Here is a 15,669-nt window from a genome sequence, read left to right on the forward strand (position 1 = left end):
TCCGTCGACGGGCGCTTGAGGGTCGTAAACCAGTCAGGTCGGTGAAACATCCGGTTCACGACAGGTGGGGTACGGGCGGGAGGACCGGAGGCCGATGCGGTTCACGTCCGTGAATAGTGGGGATTTGAACGACCGGGGCAAGAGACGGTGACCGGACTCAGTGGATGATGCCGGTCCGCAGGGCCACCGCGACCATTCCGGCACGGTCGCCGGTGCCGAGCTTGCGGGCGATGCGGGCGAGGTGGCTCTTGACGGTCAGCGCGGACAGGCCCATCGAGACGCCGATCGCCTTGTTCGACTGGCCCTCCGCGACCAGTCGCAGCACCTCGACCTCGCGGCCGGAGAGCTCGCGGTAGCCACCCGGGTGACTCGGGGCACCCGGGGGGCGGCGGTGCATACGGGCGGCGGCGGAGCCGATGGGGGCGGCGCCCGGCCGGGTGGGGAGCCCGACGTTCGTGCGGGTGCCGGTGACGACGTAGCCCTTCACGCCTCCCGCGAGGGCGTTGCGTACGGCGCCGATGTCGTCGGCGGCGGAGAGGGCGAGACCGTTGGGCCAGCCCGCGGCGCGGGTCTCCGAGAGGATGGTGAGGCCCGAGCCGTCGGGCAGGTGGACGTCGGCGACACAGATGTCGCGGGGGTTGCCGATGCGGGGACGAGCCTCCGCGATGGACGAGGCCTCGATGACATCGCGCACACCGAGCGCCCACAGGTGGCGGGTGACGGTGGAGCGGACGCGCGGGTCGGCCACGACCACCATGGCGGTCGGCTTGTTCGGGCGGTAGGCGACCAGGCTTGCGGGCTGCTCGAGGAGAACGGACACCAGGCCTCCTGGGGTGCGGGACGGCTTTCAAGGTCACAGTCGTCTTCGGCACCAAACCCGAAGTCCTTTAGAGAAAGATCACGATTTAGTGAGTAACAATCAGTCAATTCGGACATGCGATCGATCGTTCGGTGAACGAATCGGTTCGTTCGAGGCGCGATTCATGACTGAAAGTGGCCGTATCGACAAAGTGACGGTCCCGAGAGTGCCCGTGCCGACGGAGTGACGGTCAGCGTGACTGCGGGTCCCGTCGCTGCGGCAGCGTCACCACCGACGCGTCGCCCGGGCCGGCCGGCGGCAGGCCCGCGACCTGGGCCAGCAGATCGCACCAGGAGGCCAGATGGGCCGCCGTGTCGGGAACGCCGCCCAGGCCCTCGCGGGGCGTCCAGGAGGCACGGATCTCGATCTGCGAGGCGGCCGGGCGGTCCGACAGGCCGCCGAAGTAGTGGGAGCTGGCACGGGTGACGGTGCCGCTCGGTTCGCCGTACGACAGTCCGCGCGTCTGGAGCGCACCGGTCAGCCAGGACCAGCACACGTCGGGCAGCAGCGGGTCGGCGGCCATCTCCGGCTCCAGCTCCGCGCGCACCAGCGTCACCAGCCGGAAGGTGCCCCGCCAGGCGTCGTGCCCGTCCGGGTCGTGCAGCAGCACCAGACGGCCGTCGGCCAGGTCCTGGTCGCCGTCGACGACGGTGGCCTCCAGCGCGTACGCGAACGGCGCGAGCCGCTGCGGCGGGCGCGTCGCCTCCACCTCGATCTGCGGCCGCAGCCGCGCGGCCCTCAGCGCGTCGACGGCAGCCCGAAAGGGCACCGGGGGAGTACTGCTCCCATTTCGGTCCCCCTCCTTGGAGTCGTCCATTCCGTCAGCGCCGTCCGACAGTCGTCCCTGAGCCGCAGCCATGCGGGGAAGATTAAGGGGAACGGGGGCTCCGTGCAGGGAGGGACACCCGTGCGGGGGCCGCATGTCCGGTTAGTGCCCCGCGAACCGCTGCTCCCGTCCCTGTGGCGCCGTGCGAGACTTGCCGTCGTGAGTGTGAACGAGAGCCCCGCGGGCCAGGCCCAGACGCAGCCGGCAGCCACGTACGAATCAGCCTTCCTGAAGGCGTGCAGGCGCGAGCCCGTGCCGCACACCCCGGTGTGGTTCATGCGGCAGGCCGGGCGCTCCCTGCCGGAGTACCGCAAGGTGCGCGAGGGCATCCCGATGCTCGAGTCCTGCATGCGCCCCGAGCTGGTCACCGAGATCACGCTGCAGCCCGTGCGCCGGCACAACGTCGACGCGGCGATCTACTACAGCGACATCGTCGTCCCCCTCAAGGCCATCGGCATCGACCTCGAGATCAAGCCCGGCGTCGGCCCGGTCGTGGAGCGCCCGATCCGCACCCGCGCCGACCTCGCCCAGCTCCGCGACCTCACCCCCGAGGACGTCTCCTACGTCACCGAGGCGATCGGCCTGCTGACCCGCGAGCTCGGCTCCACGCCGCTCATCGGTTTCGCCGGCGCGCCTTTCACCCTCGCGAGCTACCTCGTCGAGGGCGGTCCGTCGCGCACGTACGAGAACGCCAAGTCGATGATGTACGGCGACCCCGAGCTGTGGGCCGATCTGCTCGACCGTCTCGCGGAGATCACGTCCGCGTTCCTGAAGGTGCAGATCGAGGCCGGCGTCTCGGCCGTCCAGCTCTTCGACTCCTGGGCCGGCGCCCTCGCCCCGGTCGACTACCGCCGCTCGGTGCTCCAGGCCTCCGCCAAGGTCTTCGACGCCGTCGCCGGGTACGGCGTCCCGCGCATCCACTTCGGTGTCGGCACCGGCGAGCTGCTGCAGCTGATGGGCGAGGCCGGCGCGGACGTGGTGGGCGTCGACTGGCGCGTCCCGCTCGACGAGGCGGCCCGCCGGGTCGGCCCCGGCAAGGCGCTCCAGGGCAACCTCGACCCGACCGTCCTGTTCGCCTCCAAGGAGGCCGTCGAGGCCAAGACCCGCGAGGTCCTCGACTCGGCCGCAGGCCTCGAGGGCCACGTCTTCAACCTCGGCCACGGCGTCATGCCGTCCACCGACCCGGACGCGCTGACCCGCCTCGTGGAGTACGTCCACACGCAGACCGCCCGCTGACTCACCAGGTGTGCCGGGGCCGCGCCTTCCTGCCGAACAGCAGGCCGCGCGGTTCCGGTGGCGGTGGAGTGCCCGGCTTGAGCGGCCAGGCGAGCAGCATGCCGACGAGGAAGCCGACGACATGCGCCGCGTACGCCACCGTGCCCGCCTTCGAGACGCCCTCGCCGGACGAGTAGAACGCCTGCAGCACGAACCAGAAGCCCAGCACCAGCCACGCGGGCAGTCTGAGCGGCAGGAAGATCAGGAAGGGCACGAGGACCCACACCCTGGCCTTCGGATACAGCACCAGATAGGCGCCCAGGACGCCCGCGATGGCGCCGGACGCGCCGATCAGCGGGTCGCCCGAGTCGTCGTTCAGGAGCGCGAAGCCGTACGAAGCCGCGTAGCCGCAGACGACGTAGAACAGCGCGAACCTGATGTGGCCCATGCGGTCCTCGACGTTGTTGCCGAAGATCAGCAGGAACAGCATGTTGCCCAGCAGGTGCAGCCAGCCGCCGTGCAGGAACAACGCCGTGAGGACGCTGACGGCCGGGGACTTGTCGTAGCCCGGCGGGGCCACCACACAGCCCGCGCCGTGCGGGCCCACGTCGCCCGTCGGCACCACCTGCGGCATCTGATGGTGGATCAACTCCCTTGGCACCGCGGCATAGTGGTCCAGGAACGCCTGCAGGTGGCACAGCTGGGACAGGCTGCTCTCGCCCGTCACGGAACCGGCGAAGCCGGGCGTGGACAGGAAGACGTAGAAGTTCGCGGCGATCAGCGCGTACGTCACCCACGGGGTGCGGCGCACCGGGTTCACGTCATGGACGGGGATGACCACAAGGAATTAGTGCCCCCGATGCGCCGGGCGAATCGGTGAACACCGGTACGCGTGCGTGCGTATGACTCCTCAACCGCCCGCGGCACGGGGAAGGCGGGTCGCGGGGACGACGTGAGGAACAGGCGATGAACGACCGAGTTACTCCTCCGATGCACGCAACGCCCGATGGCGAGGCGGAGATCTCCCTGGTGGTGAAGCTGCCGTGGGAGGACGTCGCCCGGCTCGGCCAGGAGGCCGGACGGCTGGCTGCGCAGATGCAGCGACCGGTGACGCTGGACGAGGCGGTGAGCCAGCGGCTGCGGTCGGTCCGCAGCGCCGCGCATGCGAAGCCGGCGGGGGAGCAGCCGGCGGCGGTGACGTCCACGGCGTCCGTGTCGTCGTTGCCGCCGCGGCCTCCGGCGGAGCAGGCGCGGCAGGCGATCGAGCGGATCAACGGGTCGGCTTAGGAGTCGCTGTCGGGTGCAGGTCGCGGGGGGTTGCTCGCGCAGTTCCCCGCGCCCCTTTACGGCAGCTGCTGCACTGCCTTGGATGCCTTGCGCGCGGCGACCAGGACCGGATCCCATACGGGGCTGAACGGGGGTGCGTAGCCCAGGTCCAGCGCCGTCATCTGTTCCACCGTCATCCCGGCCGTCAGAGCCACCGCTGCGATGTCCACCCGCTTGCCTGCGCCCTCCCTGCCGACGATCTGGACTCCCAGGAGGCGGCCCGTTCGCCGCTCGGCGAGCATCTTCACCGTCATCGGGGAGGCGTTCGGGTAGTAGCCCGCCCGGCTCGTCGATTCGATGGTGACCGTCTCGAATTCCAGTCCGACCCTGTGCGCGTCCTTCTCGCGCAGGCCCGTGCGGGCGATCTCCAGGTCGCAGACCTTGGAGACCGCGGTGCCGACGACGCCCGGGAAGGTGGCGTAACCGCCGCCGACGTTGGTGCCGATGACCTGGCCGTGCTTGTTGGCGTGGGTGCCGAGGGCGATGTGGCGCTCCTGGCCGGAGACCAGGTCGAGGACCTCCACGCAGTCGCCGCCGGCCCAGATGTTCTCGTGCCCGCGCACCCGCATGGCGAGGTCGGTGAGCAGGCCGCCGTGGGTGCCCAGGGGCAGACCGGCCGCCTTCGCGAGCGCCGTCTCCGGGCGTACGCCGATGCCCAGGACCACCACGTCCGCCGGGTACTCGGCGTCCTCCGTCGCGACCGCCCGCACCCGGCCGTCCTCGCCGGTGTGCACCTTGGTGACCTCGGCGTCGTTGACCATGGTGATGCCCATGCCCTCCATGGCCTCGTGCACCAGCCGACCCATGTCCGGGTCGAGCGTGGACATCGGCTCGCTGCCGCGGTTGACGACCGTCACCTCGTAGCCGCGGTTGATGAGCGCCTCGGCCATCTCCACGCCGATGTAGCCCGCCCCGACGACGACCGCGCGACGGCCACGCGTGCGCGTGAGCGAGTCGATGAGCGCCTGGCCGTCGTCGAGGGTCTGCACGCCGTGGACTCCGGGAGCGTCCGCACCCGGCATGTCCGGGCGGATCGGGCGGGCACCGGTCGCGATCACGAGTTTGTCGTACGACGTCCAGGACTCGTCCCCGGAATCGACGTCACGCGCGCGTACCCGGCGGCCCGCCACGTCGATCTCGGTGACCTCCGTCCGCATGCGCAGGTCGATGTCCCGCCCGCGGTGCTCCTCGGGCGTACGGGCGATCAACTCGTCCCGCTCCCCGACGTCGCCGCCGACCCAGTACGGGATGCCGCACGCCGAGAACGAGGTGAAGTGGCCGCGCTCGAAGGCCACGATCTCCAGCTCGTCCGGGCCCTTCAGCCGACGTGCCTGCGACGCCGCGGACATCCCCGCGGCGTCGCCACCGATCACGACCAGTCGTTCCCGCGCAGCGCTCATGTCCATGTGAACACGCTACGGGGGCAGGGCATTTCAGGTCCGCTGCCCTACCTTGTGGATCAGTCCTCGTCGTGCTCCCGCGGGCTCGGGGCCTGCGGTGCCGGACGGGCCGTCGGCAGCGGGCCCAGCGCGCTCGTCGCCGGTGCGGGGGCCGGGCGGCGCGGCAGCCGGGGCCGGACGAGCCGCAGCCACGCGAGCACGACCAGGGCCGCCACCGCCGCGAACGGCAGCACCGCGCCGAACGCCACGGCGAGCCAGCGCAGCATCGTCAAGAACGCGCCCCAGCCGCCGGCCAGCGCGTCCACGAACCCGGGGTCGTCGTCCTCGGCGGCCTTCTTCACCGGCGTCTCGGACAGCGACAGGGTGATCGTGGCGAGGCTCGTGCGGTCCTTCAGGGACGCCTGCTGGGCGAGCAGCGCCTCCAGGTCGGCCTCCCGGCTGCTCAACTCGCCCTCCAGCTCCACCACATCGCTGAGCTTGGTGGCCCGGTCCATCAGCTCGCGCACCCGGGCCACGCTCGCCCGCTGCGACTTGATACGGCTGTCCACGTCGACGACCTGGTCGGTGACGTCCTCGGCCTTCGCGGTGCGGTCGAGGAGCTTGCCGGTGCCCTGGAGGTCGGCGAGGACCTCGTCGTACTTGTCGACGGGCACGCGCAGGACCACGCGGGTGCGCTCGTGGCCCTTCTCGTCCCGGCTGGTGGTCTCGTCGCCGACGTAGCCGCCCGCGTTCTCGGTGGTCGTGCGGGCCTCGTCCAGGGCCTTGGGCACGTCCTTGACCTGCACGGTCAGCGAGGCCGTACGGATGATGTGGCTCGCGGTGAGCTTGGGCGCCTTCCTGCTGCCGTCCGCTTTGCCGCTGCCCGACGCGCCCTCCTGCTGGGCGCCCGGTGCGGCCGCCTTGGCGTCCCCGCCCCCGCCGGCGTCGCTGGAGGAGGAGTCGTTGGCGCCGCTGCAGCCGGCCAGCGCGAGGGCCGCGGCCAGCAGGAGCGCGGCCAGGGCCTGAACCGGTCGTACGGAATGAAGTGCGCGCATGTGGCGGTACCCCCCGAGGGTCGTGACGACTGACGCTCCTTCGACGCCGGGAGGGGCCCGGACGTTGGACCCGGACGGTCCCGATGCGGTCACGGTCGGGACTCGTGAAGGACACCGGGCCGCGGGCGCGCTGTCAGTGGGGTCTGAGAGGCTTGACGTCATGCGCGAAGAGGAGACTCGTACGGGTACGGGGCAGGTCGTCGTCATCGGAGCCGGGATCGCCGGGCTGGCCGCGGCCCATCGGCTGTTGCAGCGCGGTGCGCGGGTGACCGTGCTGGAGGCGTCGGACCGCGTCGGCGGCAAGCTGCTGCCCGGCGAGATCGCGGACGCGCGGGTGGACTTCGGCGCCGAGTCGATGCTGGCCCGCAGGCCCGAAGCGGTCGCCCTCGCGCGCGAGGTGGGCCTCGACGAGCGCCTGCAGCCGCCGGCCACCGCGACGGCCTCGATCTGGACCCGCGGCGCCCTGCGCCCCATGCCCAAGGGCCACCTCATGGGCGTCCCCGGTACCGCCTCCGCCCTGACCGGGGTCCTCTCCGACGAGGGCCTGGCCCGTATCGAGCGCGACGCCGACCTGCCCCGCACGGAGGTCGGCGACGACGTGGCGGTCGGGGAGTACGTGGCGGCGCGGCTGGGCCGCGAGGTCGTCGACCGCCTCGTCGAGCCGCTCCTCGGCGGCGTCTACGCGGGCGACGCGTACCGCATCTCGATGCGCTCGGCGGTCCCGCAGCTGTACCAGGTCGCGAAGACCCACGACTCGCTCACCGAAGGGGTCCGGGAGATCCAGGCCAGGATGGCCGCCGCCCAGCAGACCGGCCCGGTCTTCATGGGCATCCGGGGCGGCGTCGGCAGCCTGCCGCTCGCGGTGGCGGAGTCGGTCCGCGCGCGCGGCGGCGAGATCCTGACCGGGACGCCGGTGACGGAACTGCGCCGCGAGGCACCCGGCGGCTGGCGTGTCGTCGCCGGTGACCGCGTGCTGCAGGCGGACGCCGTCGTCGTGGCCGTCCCCGCGCCCGCGGCCGCCGGCCTCCTGCGCCCCGAGGCACCGGAGGCCGCCACCGAGCTCGCCGCCGTCGAGTACGCGTCCATGGCCCTGGTCACCCTCGCCTACCGCCGCACCGACACCGCCCTCCCCGGGGGCAGCGGCTTCCTGGTGCCGCCGGTCGACGGGCGCACCATCAAGGCGTCGACGTTCGCCTCCCAGAAGTGGGGCTGGATCGCCGAGGGGAACCCGGACACGGTCGTCCTGCGCACCTCCGTCGGCCGGTACGGCGAGACCGAGATCCTCCAGCGCGACGACGCCGGCCTGGTGGACGTCTCCCGTCACGACCTGCGCGAGGCCACCGGACTGGACGCGCCCCCCCTCGAAACCCGCGTCACCCGCTGGACCGACGGCCTGCCCCAGTACCCCGTCGGCCACCACGCGCGCGTGGCCCGCATCCGCGAGCACGTCGCCAAGCTGCCGGGCCTCGCCGTGTGCGGCGCGCAGTACGACGGCGTCGGCATCCCGGCCTGCATCGCGAGCGCGTACGCGGCCGTGGATCAGATCGGTGGTGATCTGGCATCAAGAGGTGCAGCGCGAAGCGCTTCGGTTGAGGGTGGTGGTGGGCGACGGGCGGGCGTGGAGGAGCTCACCGCCAACCCGGTGCAGAGTCTGCACGGCGGAGCGGGAGAATAGCCGCATGAGTGACGACGCCCCCACCACTGCCCCCGACCGGATCGCGAACAAGGGCAAGCTGGCCAAGGACCTCAACGAGGTCATCCGCTACACCCTGTGGTCCGTCTTCAAGCTGAAGGACGTGCTGCCCGAGGACCGCGCGGGCTACGCCGACGAGGTCCAGGAGCTCTTCGACCAGCTCGCCGCGAAGGACGTGACGATCCGCGGCACGTACGACGTGTCCGGTCTGCGCGCCGACGCCGACCTCATGATCTGGTGGCACGCGGAGACCAGCGACCAGCTGCAGGAGGCGTACAACCTCTTCCGCCGCACCAAGCTGGGCCGCGCCCTGGAGCCGGTCTGGTCGAACATGGCGCTGCACCGCCCCGCCGAGTTCAACCGCTCGCACATCCCGGCCTTCCTCGCCGACGAGACGCCGCGCAACTACATCAGCGTCTACCCGTTCGTGCGCAGCTACGACTGGTACCTGCTGCCCGACGAGGACCGCCGCCGCATGCTCGCCGACCACGGCAAGATGGCCCGCGGCTTCCCGGACGTGCGCGCCAACACGGTCGCGTCGTTCTCGCTGGGCGACTACGAGTGGCTCCTGGCCTTCGAGGCCGACGAGCTGTACCGCATCGTCGACCTCATGCGCCACCTGCGCGCCTCCGAGGCCCGGATGCACGTCCGTGAAGAGGTCCCGTTCTTCACGGGGCGCCGCAAGGACATCGCCGAGCTCGTCGCGGGCCTGGCGTAGCCAAGGCTGTGTCCGGACCCCGGGCGGGGTCCGGACACTCGCTCTCAGCCTCGGGCCTTCCCCTTCGGCGACTCCTTCAGGGGCGCCGACTGGGAACGGTCGTCCGCCGTCTTCGGCTGCGGCTCCGCGTGCGGGGCGCAGGCCGCGCGCTGCTCCGGCAGCCGGCCCTCCAGCAGATACGCGTCCAGGAAGCCGTTGATGCAGAGGTTCGGGCCGCCCCCGATGCCGTGCGTGCCCGCGTCCCGCTCCGTCACCAGGACCGAGCCGGACAGCCGCCGGTGCAGCTCCAGAGCCCCGTCGTACGGCGTCGCCGCATCCCGCTCGGCGGCAAGGATCAGCGTCGGCGCCAGCTCACCCGGCCCGGTCCGCACGTCGAGGGGCTGCTGCCGGGGCGCCTGCCAGTAGGCGCACGGCAGGTTCATCCACACGTTGTCCCAGGTCTCGAAGGGCGCAATGCGCGCGAGCCTGGTGTTGTCCCGGTCCCAGACCCTGAAGTCCGTCGGCCAGGGCGCGTCGTTGCACTCGACGGCCGTGTACACCGCGTTGGAGTTCTCCGCCTCGGCCGCCGCCTCCGTGGTCGGCCCGGCCTGCTCGATCAGCGGCTTCGGGTCGCCCTTCACGAACGCCGACAACGCCTGCGCGCGCAGCGGCCAGTAGTCGTCGTAGTACCCGGCCTGCAGGAACGCGCTCTGCAGCTCCGCCGGCCCGACCTTGCCGCCCGCCGGTTCGGCCGCGAGCTGCGCGCTCACCTTCTTGTAGTTGTGGTCGACGGCCGCGGCCGTCCTTCCCAGCCCGTAGACGTCGTCGTGCCGGGCGACCCACTCCCGGAAGTCCGCCCAGCGGCTCTCGAACGCGGCCGACTGGTCGAGGTTGTTGCGGTACCAGATCTGCTCCTGGGACGGGTTCACCACCGAGTCGAACACCATCCGCCGCACGTGCGAGGGAAACAGCGTCGCGTACAGCGCCCCGAAGTAGGTGCCGTACGAGGCGCCCATGAACGTCAGCCGGTTCTCGCGCAGCGCCGCCCGCAGGACGTCCAGGTCGCGGGCGTTGTTGAGGGAGTTGTAGAACCGCAGCGCGCTGCCCGTCCGCTTGGCGCACCCGCGCGCGTAGGCCTGCGCCTCCGCGATGCGCTCCTTCTTGTACGACTCCGAGGGGAACGACGGCGCCTCCGAGGGTGACTTGAAGAAGCGCTTGGGGTCCTCGCAGGACAGCGGTGCGGACCGGCCGACGCCGCGCGGGGAGTAGCCGATCAGGTCGTAGGCCGCCGCGAGGCGCTTCCACTTCGGCTGCAGGCCGACGAGCGGGAAGTACAGACCGTCTCCGCCCGGGCCGCCCGGGTTGTAGACCAGGGAGCCCTGCCGGGGCACCCGGTGCTTGCTGTTGCCCGGATCCTTGTGCGTGGCCCGCACCCGGCTGACGGCCAGTTTGATCTGCTTGCCGCGGGGTTGCGCGTAGTCGAGCGGAACCGACACCGTGCCGCACTCCATGGTCCCCGGCATGTCCTGCATGTCGGTGCACTTCCCGAAGTCGATGCCGGCGGCGCGCGCGCGTGCGGCGGCCACCGCCGTACCTCTCGACTCGGCCGCTTCCGGTGTGCCGGGTGCGGAGCCGGCCGGGGCGGCGGAGAGGGTGGCCAGGAGCAAGGATCCGGCGGCCGAGTAGAGGGCGGCAGCTCGCATGACGTATCCCTTCGGTGCACGGCGGCGACAAAAGGGATGTTTCGTTCGATGATCGTCGAAGGCAAGCACCGCCCCGGCGGTGTCGGCCCCAATGCCTCCTATGCGCCCCCGGGTTGCGGTTCGCGCCAGGATGTGCCTCGGTGATCGGCAGGCCTTATGTGTGCTCCCGGTGCGCGAAGGCGGCGCGTACGTCGGGTTCGCCGACCGCGCGGATGCCTCGTACGGCGACGGTCGTGAGGTAGGTGCGGTCGTCGCTGTTCCCGGCGCGCCTGGGGAGGGTGCCGAGCAGTCGCTGCCCGGCGGGGGAGGCCCAGCGCGAGTACGGGTGGACCTCGATGCGGGCGACGGCCAGACAGCTCAGGGTCAGGGCGAGCGGCAGCGCGAACCACAGGGCGACCAGGCCGCGGGGCATGTCCGGCTGGGCGGGCACCAGCAGCGCGATCGCGCCCAGGGCGAGGACGGCGACCGCGGCCAGTTGCACCTGGCGCACCCCGGCGGCGACCGTGGTCCGGGCACCGGCGGGCACGGCGAGACCCGCGCTGACCAGCCGGTCGGCGAGACCGGCGACCGCGTCCGCGGAGGCCGCGGCGGCCCGCACCGGTTCGATGCGGTTCTGCCCCTCGGGCCCGATGGCCCCTATGACGGACCGCTCCATGTCGTCCCGCCCGCGCGGATCGACCACCGTCGCCCACCCGGTGTGGGCGAGCAGCAGCCGCCGCTGCCGGGCCATGGAGACCATGGTCAGATCGGCGACCCGCTCGGGTCCGCCGGACAGGAACGCGGCTTCGTAGAGCGTCAGATCGTGATCCCGGGAGTCCTCGTCGACGGCCGCCGCGCGTACGGCGGCCAGGCACAGCCGCGTACACGCTGTGCCGGCGACGGCCCAGGCCAGCAGCAGGAGAAGTACCCAGAACATGCCGCGTTTCTATGCCAAAGGCCCAGGGAAACGCCATGGCCTGTTCACAATACGGACGGAGCGTTGCCTGCACGTGACGTTCCGTTTGTCCTGAAGCGGACCCTCGCTACTGCGGCGGCGGGCTGGAGGCGGCCGGCGGGAGCGTGTAGGTCCCGGCCGCCGACGGTGTGACCGGGACGACCTGGCCGGGATCGGTCGTCGGGCCGGGGGAGTTGGTGAGCGGCGGAGTGCTCGTGGCGGCCATGTCCCGGGCCAGGGCGTCCCAGTCGACGTACCCGGTGGCCTCCAGGACCTTGATGTGGTCCAGCACGGTCGTGTTCGCGTCGTCGGCGAGCTCACGCACCAGCGAGTTGCGGGTGCTCGCACGGACCTGGGCGACGACCGAGAACACCCTGCCGTGCGCCAGCCGCAGGATGTTGGCGAAATCACGGTCGTAGTCCGTGCCCTGAGCCGCGTTCAGGGTCGCCAGCCAGTCCTTCTGCTGGGGGTTGGGCTCGTCCGGCAGCCCGAGCCCGAGCTTGGCCGCGACGTCGCGTACCCGCTGGTCCAGGAAGGTGTGCCCCTCGACGAGGTGCCGCCCCGCCGTCCGTACGGCCTCGGTGGTGCCCTTCTGCTCGGCCTGCCGGCCGGCGGGCAGCTCCCACAGGCCCGCCAGCCGGACCTTCGTGATGAAGTCGCGGTCGAGGGCGGACAGCGGGCCGTACTGCGTCGACACGGTCTGGGCGTTCAGCACGTCGGCGTCGGTCCCGGCCCCGGACCGGTCGGCGTACGACCAGATCGGGAAGATCAATGCCAGCAGGGTGGCCGTCAGGCCGATGATGATGACCCCGGTGCCGCTGACTATGCCTCGGCCGGTGACGGGTGGTCGCGGTCGCATGGTGCCTCCTGTACGGCATCGCATATTACTGCGGGGTTCAGGAGGCACCGCTTCCGCGGGCTGTTGTCCTGGGCACACTCAGCGGTGCAGCAGCACCCTCCGTGCGGCCCGCGCGATGCGCACGGTCGGCCGCTGCGATCGCGGCACCGGCCCCGACCGCTCCAGCCACCACTCCCGCAGCTCCTGCCTGGCCCGGCCCTCCTCCAGTCGCCCGCCGAGCAGCAGATGCTCGGCGAAGTCCAGGGCGTCCCGGCGGTAGCCGTCGCTCATCGGGTGCCCGTGGGCGTACGCGAGGAAGGCGGGCCGGTACGCCTCGCCGAGGATCTCCGGCAGCTCCGCCGCGATCTTGCCCACGACATCGGCCCGCTTCCCGGCGAGCGCCCGCGCCTGCACCCCGAGCCGCACCCGGTCGAACCCCTCCGGCACCGGGGTCCCGGCGACGAGCGCGGACAACAGGGCGGCCTGCGCGAGGCCGAGCCGCTGACGGGCGGCATCGGTGGAGGAGGCGGACGTCGGGGCGGGAGCGGGCGTTGCGGACGGCGTGACGGTGTCCACGTCCGCCGTCTCTCCCGTCACTGCCTCCGCCCGTGCAGCCCGCCCCTTCTCCACAGCCCCCCGAATCGCCTCCAACTCCTCTTCCAGCACTGCCGGTTCGGGGAAGTTCTCGTCCCGCTCCAGCAGCATTCCCGGTGGTGAGACCCGGGACGCGAGGTCGGTCAGGATGTCGAGGACCGGCTGCGGCACCGGGTGGGCGTGGCTGTCGTGCCAGACGCCGTCGCGTTCGAAGCCGCCCGCGACATGGACGTAGGCGATGGCCTCCAGCGGCAGCTCGGCGAGCGCCTTGGCCGGGTCCTCGCCGCGGTTGACGTGGTTGGTGTGCAGGTTGGCCACGTCGATCAGGAGCCGTACGCCCGTCCGGTCGGCGAGCTCGTACAGGAACTGCCCCTCGGTCATCTCCTCGCCCGGCCAGGAGATCAGCGCGGCGATGTTCTCGACGGCGAGGGGCACCGGCAGCGCGTCCTGCGCGATGCGGATGTTCTCGCACAGCACGTCGAGGGCGTCCCGGGTGCGCGGCACGGGCAGCAGATGCCCGGCCTCGAGGAGCGGCGACGCCGTCAGCGGCCCCCCGCCCCGTACGAACGCGATGTGCTCGGTGACCAGCGGAGCGCCCAGCGCCTCCACCCGCTCGGCCAGCGCGGCCAGGCGCCCGGCGGCGGGCCGGTCCGCACCGCCGAGGCCGAGCGAGACGCCGTGCGGGATCACGGTCACCCCGCGCTCGCGCAGCCGCTGCAGCGACTCGGGGAGGTGCCCGGGGCACACGTTCTCGGCCACGGCCTCGACCCAGTCGATGCCCGGCATGCGCTCCACGGCGTCGGCGATTTCCGGCCGCCACCCGATGCCCGTTCCCAGTCGCTCCATGGTCCGTCCCCTCCCTGCCGTCTCCTCGAAGAACGTGACGGGGGTATGGCCCCGCCGCCGGGACCCGAATCCCGCCCCCGGAACCTTCAGAGCAACATTTGAGGTTCCGGTCGGCTCGCGCGGTTCACTGCAGTACGCCCTCCGAATCCACCGGATCCGGCCGGCCCGTGTTGACCGTGCCCGGTGCGCCCGGCGACGGCCGGGAGGTCGTACTGACGTCACCGGTGGCCTCGGCGGCCGGTGCCGAGGGCGCGACCTGGCCGGGGACCGGCGCAGACGGGCCGGTCGGGCTGGCGGTGGTGCCGGCCACGGAGTCGTTGGCGATGGCGTCGAAGTCGACCCGCCCGGTCTTCTCCAGGATCGTGATGTGGTCGAGGACCGTCTGGTTGGTGTCCGAGGCCAGCTGCCGTACGAGCGTGTTGCGGGTGGAGTTCCGGACGGTACCGATGGCCGGGAAGATCTTGCCGTGCGCGGCGCGCAGCAGGTTGACGAACTTGTACTCGTACTCCGCGCCCGAAGCCGCGGTCATCTCCTGCAGCCAGCCCTGCTGCTGCTCGTTCGGCTGGTTCGGCAGCTCGACGCCGAGCTTCGCCGCCACGATGCGGACCCGCTTGTCGAGGTCGGTGTGGCCGACGATCAGATGGTCGCCGGCCTCCTTGATCGCCTGGCTGGGCGCGCGCTGGATCGCCTGCTGCCCGGCCGGCAGCTCCCACAGCCCGGCCAGCCGGACCCGCACGATCAGATCGCGGTCGGCGGCGGTCAGCGGACCCCACTGGGTGTTCACGGTCCCCGCCGCCACGTTCGCCTGGCCGGTGCCCGAACGGTCGGCGTACGACCACACGGGGAACGCGAGCGCGCCGAGGGTGGCGACGAGGGCCGCGATGAGGAGTGCCGTGCCGTTGATGCGCACGCTCAAAGGTGCCTCCCGGGGTGAAAAACCAACTGGTCTTCGGCGCAAGGGGCTTGGCCGGCGCCGTGCCAGGAGGTACGCCTGGGAGATCCCCGTTGTTCAAACAACGGGTAAAGAATTAAACGGATGGCAAAGTCGCACGGCTCTCACCTGCGAATTCGTGCGGCCTTTACGTCCGCGTGGGCCACTGCTCCGGCGCCCGCCCGAGCAACCGCAGCGCCTCCTCGAGCGGACCTGCCCCCGCGGGCCCCTCCACCACGGGCGCGAACGCGAACCCCGGTCCCCGCCGCGCCGGATCGGTCGGGACGAGCCGGGCCACGGCGAGTGCCGCGTCGAGCACCTCGTCCGGCAGCTCCACCCGCGCCCCGAGCGTGGCGGCGACGTCCCAGGCGTGCACCACGTAGTCCATGAAGTGGAACCCGATCGCCATCCGCCCGGGAAAGCTCCCGCCCAGCTCCGGCAGTGCGAACTCCCGCTCCTGGACGCCGGGTTCACCGAAGGCGCCGAGCACCTCCACCGCGGCCGCCCGGTGCACATGCGCCGGCTCGCTCATGTCGTCGGGTTCCCGCCAGTGCACCGCCTCCCGCCCCGCACCCCGTGCGGCGGCCGCGAACCCGTGATGCTGCGCCGCCATGTGCGCCACCAGCCGCCGCAGGGTCCACCCCGCACACGGGGTGTCCCGCTCCCAGTCCTCGCCCTGCGCCAGATCCACCACCCGAACCGCCTCGCGCACGGCGACCCGGTCCAGTTCGACGATGTCCGCTTCGGTGACAGTCATGACCCGAGCCTAAAAC

General features: G+C 71.9%; 15 protein-coding genes. 4 read left to right on the forward strand and 11 right to left on the reverse strand.

All coding sequences use genetic code 11. The features are described 5' to 3' along the window. Positions 1 to 157 precede the first annotated feature (157 nt). Positions 158 to 820 carry a response regulator transcription factor gene (locus ABZ880_RS12790; RefSeq protein WP_030939825.1) on the reverse strand — a complete coding sequence of 221 codons (663 nt, stop codon included), beginning with the start codon at positions 818 to 820 and terminating at the stop codon, positions 158 to 160. A 229-nt stretch (positions 821 to 1,049) separates the two neighbouring features. Next, positions 1,050 to 1,718, reverse strand: a complete 669-nt coding sequence (locus ABZ880_RS12795) for a DUF3000 domain-containing protein (RefSeq protein ID WP_361260720.1) — start codon at positions 1,716 to 1,718, stop codon at positions 1,050 to 1,052. Positions 1,719 to 1,844: 126 nt separating this feature from the next. Between ABZ880_RS12795 and hemE the strand changes: the two genes are divergently transcribed. After that, positions 1,845 to 2,921 (forward strand): uroporphyrinogen decarboxylase, encoded by a 1,077-nt coding sequence (gene hemE / locus ABZ880_RS12800; RefSeq protein WP_361260722.1) that lies wholly within the window; start codon positions 1,845 to 1,847, stop codon positions 2,919 to 2,921. 1 nt (position 2,922) lies between these two features. On the opposite strand, the gene ABZ880_RS12805 is transcribed toward hemE, so the two are convergent. Continuing rightward, positions 2,923 to 3,741, reverse strand: coding sequence for a rhomboid family intramembrane serine protease (locus ABZ880_RS12805; protein WP_361260724.1), 819 nt, complete (start codon positions 3,739 to 3,741; stop codon positions 2,923 to 2,925). Positions 3,742 to 3,866: 125 nt separating this feature from the next. Here ABZ880_RS12805 and ABZ880_RS12810 point away from each other — a divergent pair, with 125 nt between their 5' ends. Next, positions 3,867 to 4,187, forward strand: a complete 321-nt coding sequence (locus ABZ880_RS12810) for a hypothetical protein (protein WP_361260726.1) — start codon at positions 3,867 to 3,869, stop codon at positions 4,185 to 4,187. 56 nt (positions 4,188 to 4,243) lie between these two features. Here the strand turns inward: ABZ880_RS12810 and ABZ880_RS12815 are convergent, their stop codons facing one another. Then, complete coding sequence (locus tag ABZ880_RS12815; protein ID WP_361260728.1) at positions 4,244 to 5,632, reverse strand: FAD-dependent oxidoreductase; 1,389 nt, start codon at positions 5,630 to 5,632, stop codon at positions 4,244 to 4,246. 53 nt (positions 5,633 to 5,685) lie between these two features. Next, a complete protein-coding gene (locus ABZ880_RS12820; protein WP_361260729.1) occupies positions 5,686 to 6,660 on the reverse strand; it encodes a DUF4349 domain-containing protein in 975 nt (324 codons plus the stop codon). A gap of 160 nt (positions 6,661 to 6,820) precedes the next feature. On the opposite strand from ABZ880_RS12820, the gene hemG reads away from it, so the two are divergent. Beyond that, positions 6,821 to 8,335 carry a protoporphyrinogen oxidase gene (gene hemG / locus ABZ880_RS12825; protein ID WP_361260731.1) on the forward strand — a complete coding sequence of 505 codons (1,515 nt, stop codon included), beginning with the start codon at positions 6,821 to 6,823 and terminating at the stop codon, positions 8,333 to 8,335. A 4-nt stretch (positions 8,336 to 8,339) separates the two neighbouring features. Then, positions 8,340 to 9,071, forward strand: coding sequence for a hydrogen peroxide-dependent heme synthase (hemQ, locus tag ABZ880_RS12830; protein ID WP_361260732.1), 732 nt, complete (start codon positions 8,340 to 8,342; stop codon positions 9,069 to 9,071). 44 nt (positions 9,072 to 9,115) lie between these two features. Here the strand turns inward: hemQ and ABZ880_RS12835 are convergent, their stop codons facing one another. The 6 genes from ABZ880_RS12835 to ABZ880_RS12860 all read right to left on the reverse strand — a co-directional run bounded on the left by ABZ880_RS12835 (position 9,116) and on the right by ABZ880_RS12860 (position 15,653). Further along, the gene (locus ABZ880_RS12835; protein WP_361260734.1) at positions 9,116 to 10,753 is read right to left on the reverse strand and encodes an alpha/beta hydrolase; all 1,638 of its coding nucleotides are present in this window, start codon (positions 10,751 to 10,753) and stop codon (positions 9,116 to 9,118) included. A gap of 154 nt (positions 10,754 to 10,907) precedes the next feature. Then, positions 10,908 to 11,669 (reverse strand): TIGR04222 domain-containing membrane protein, encoded by a 762-nt coding sequence (locus ABZ880_RS12840; protein ID WP_361260736.1) that lies wholly within the window; start codon positions 11,667 to 11,669, stop codon positions 10,908 to 10,910. Positions 11,670 to 11,775: 106 nt separating this feature from the next. Next, complete coding sequence (locus tag ABZ880_RS12845; protein WP_361260738.1) at positions 11,776 to 12,546, reverse strand: DUF4142 domain-containing protein; 771 nt, start codon at positions 12,544 to 12,546, stop codon at positions 11,776 to 11,778. Between the two features lie 78 nt (positions 12,547 to 12,624). Next, a complete protein-coding gene (locus tag ABZ880_RS12850; protein WP_361260740.1) occupies positions 12,625 to 13,965 on the reverse strand; it encodes a DUF692 domain-containing protein in 1,341 nt (446 codons plus the stop codon). Between the two features lie 124 nt (positions 13,966 to 14,089). Continuing rightward, positions 14,090 to 14,881: a DUF4142 domain-containing protein gene (locus ABZ880_RS12855; RefSeq protein ID WP_361260742.1), complete on the reverse strand. Its 792-nt coding sequence runs from the start codon at positions 14,879 to 14,881 to the stop codon at positions 14,090 to 14,092. Positions 14,882 to 15,044: 163 nt separating this feature from the next. Further along, positions 15,045 to 15,653: a TIGR03086 family metal-binding protein gene (locus tag ABZ880_RS12860; protein ID WP_361260744.1), complete on the reverse strand. Its 609-nt coding sequence runs from the start codon at positions 15,651 to 15,653 to the stop codon at positions 15,045 to 15,047. Positions 15,654 to 15,669: the final 16 nt, after the last annotated feature.

Source organism: Streptomyces sp. NPDC047043 (genome assembly GCF_040644055.1).
Lineage (GTDB): Bacteria > Actinomycetota > Actinomycetes > Streptomycetales > Streptomycetaceae > Streptomyces.

What these genes read in the sequence shown, in the direction of transcription:
- ABZ880_RS12845 (WP_361260738.1), bottom strand. Translation starts at nt 12,546, where the DNA reads ATGCGACCGCGACCACCCGTCACCGGCCGAGGCATAGTCAGCGGCACC.
- ABZ880_RS12820 (WP_361260729.1), bottom strand. Translation starts at nt 6,660, where the DNA reads ATGCGCGCACTTCATTCCGTACGACCGGTTCAGGCCCTGGCCGCGCTC.
- hemG (WP_361260731.1), top strand. Translation starts at nt 6,821, where the DNA reads ATGCGCGAAGAGGAGACTCGTACGGGTACGGGGCAGGTCGTCGTCATC.
- ABZ880_RS12850 (WP_361260740.1), bottom strand. Translation starts at nt 13,965, where the DNA reads ATGGAGCGACTGGGAACGGGCATCGGGTGGCGGCCGGAAATCGCCGAC.
- ABZ880_RS12840 (WP_361260736.1), bottom strand. Translation starts at nt 11,669, where the DNA reads ATGTTCTGGGTACTTCTCCTGCTGCTGGCCTGGGCCGTCGCCGGCACA.
- ABZ880_RS12815 (WP_361260728.1), bottom strand. Translation starts at nt 5,632, where the DNA reads ATGGACATGAGCGCTGCGCGGGAACGACTGGTCGTGATCGGTGGCGAC.
- ABZ880_RS12810 (WP_361260726.1), top strand. Translation starts at nt 3,867, where the DNA reads ATGAACGACCGAGTTACTCCTCCGATGCACGCAACGCCCGATGGCGAG.
- ABZ880_RS12795 (WP_361260720.1), bottom strand. Translation starts at nt 1,718, where the DNA reads ATGGCTGCGGCTCAGGGACGACTGTCGGACGGCGCTGACGGAATGGAC.
- ABZ880_RS12835 (WP_361260734.1), bottom strand. Translation starts at nt 10,753, where the DNA reads ATGCGAGCTGCCGCCCTCTACTCGGCCGCCGGATCCTTGCTCCTGGCC.
- ABZ880_RS12860 (WP_361260744.1), bottom strand. Translation starts at nt 15,653, where the DNA reads ATGACTGTCACCGAAGCGGACATCGTCGAACTGGACCGGGTCGCCGTG.
- hemQ (WP_361260732.1), top strand. Translation starts at nt 8,340, where the DNA reads ATGAGTGACGACGCCCCCACCACTGCCCCCGACCGGATCGCGAACAAG.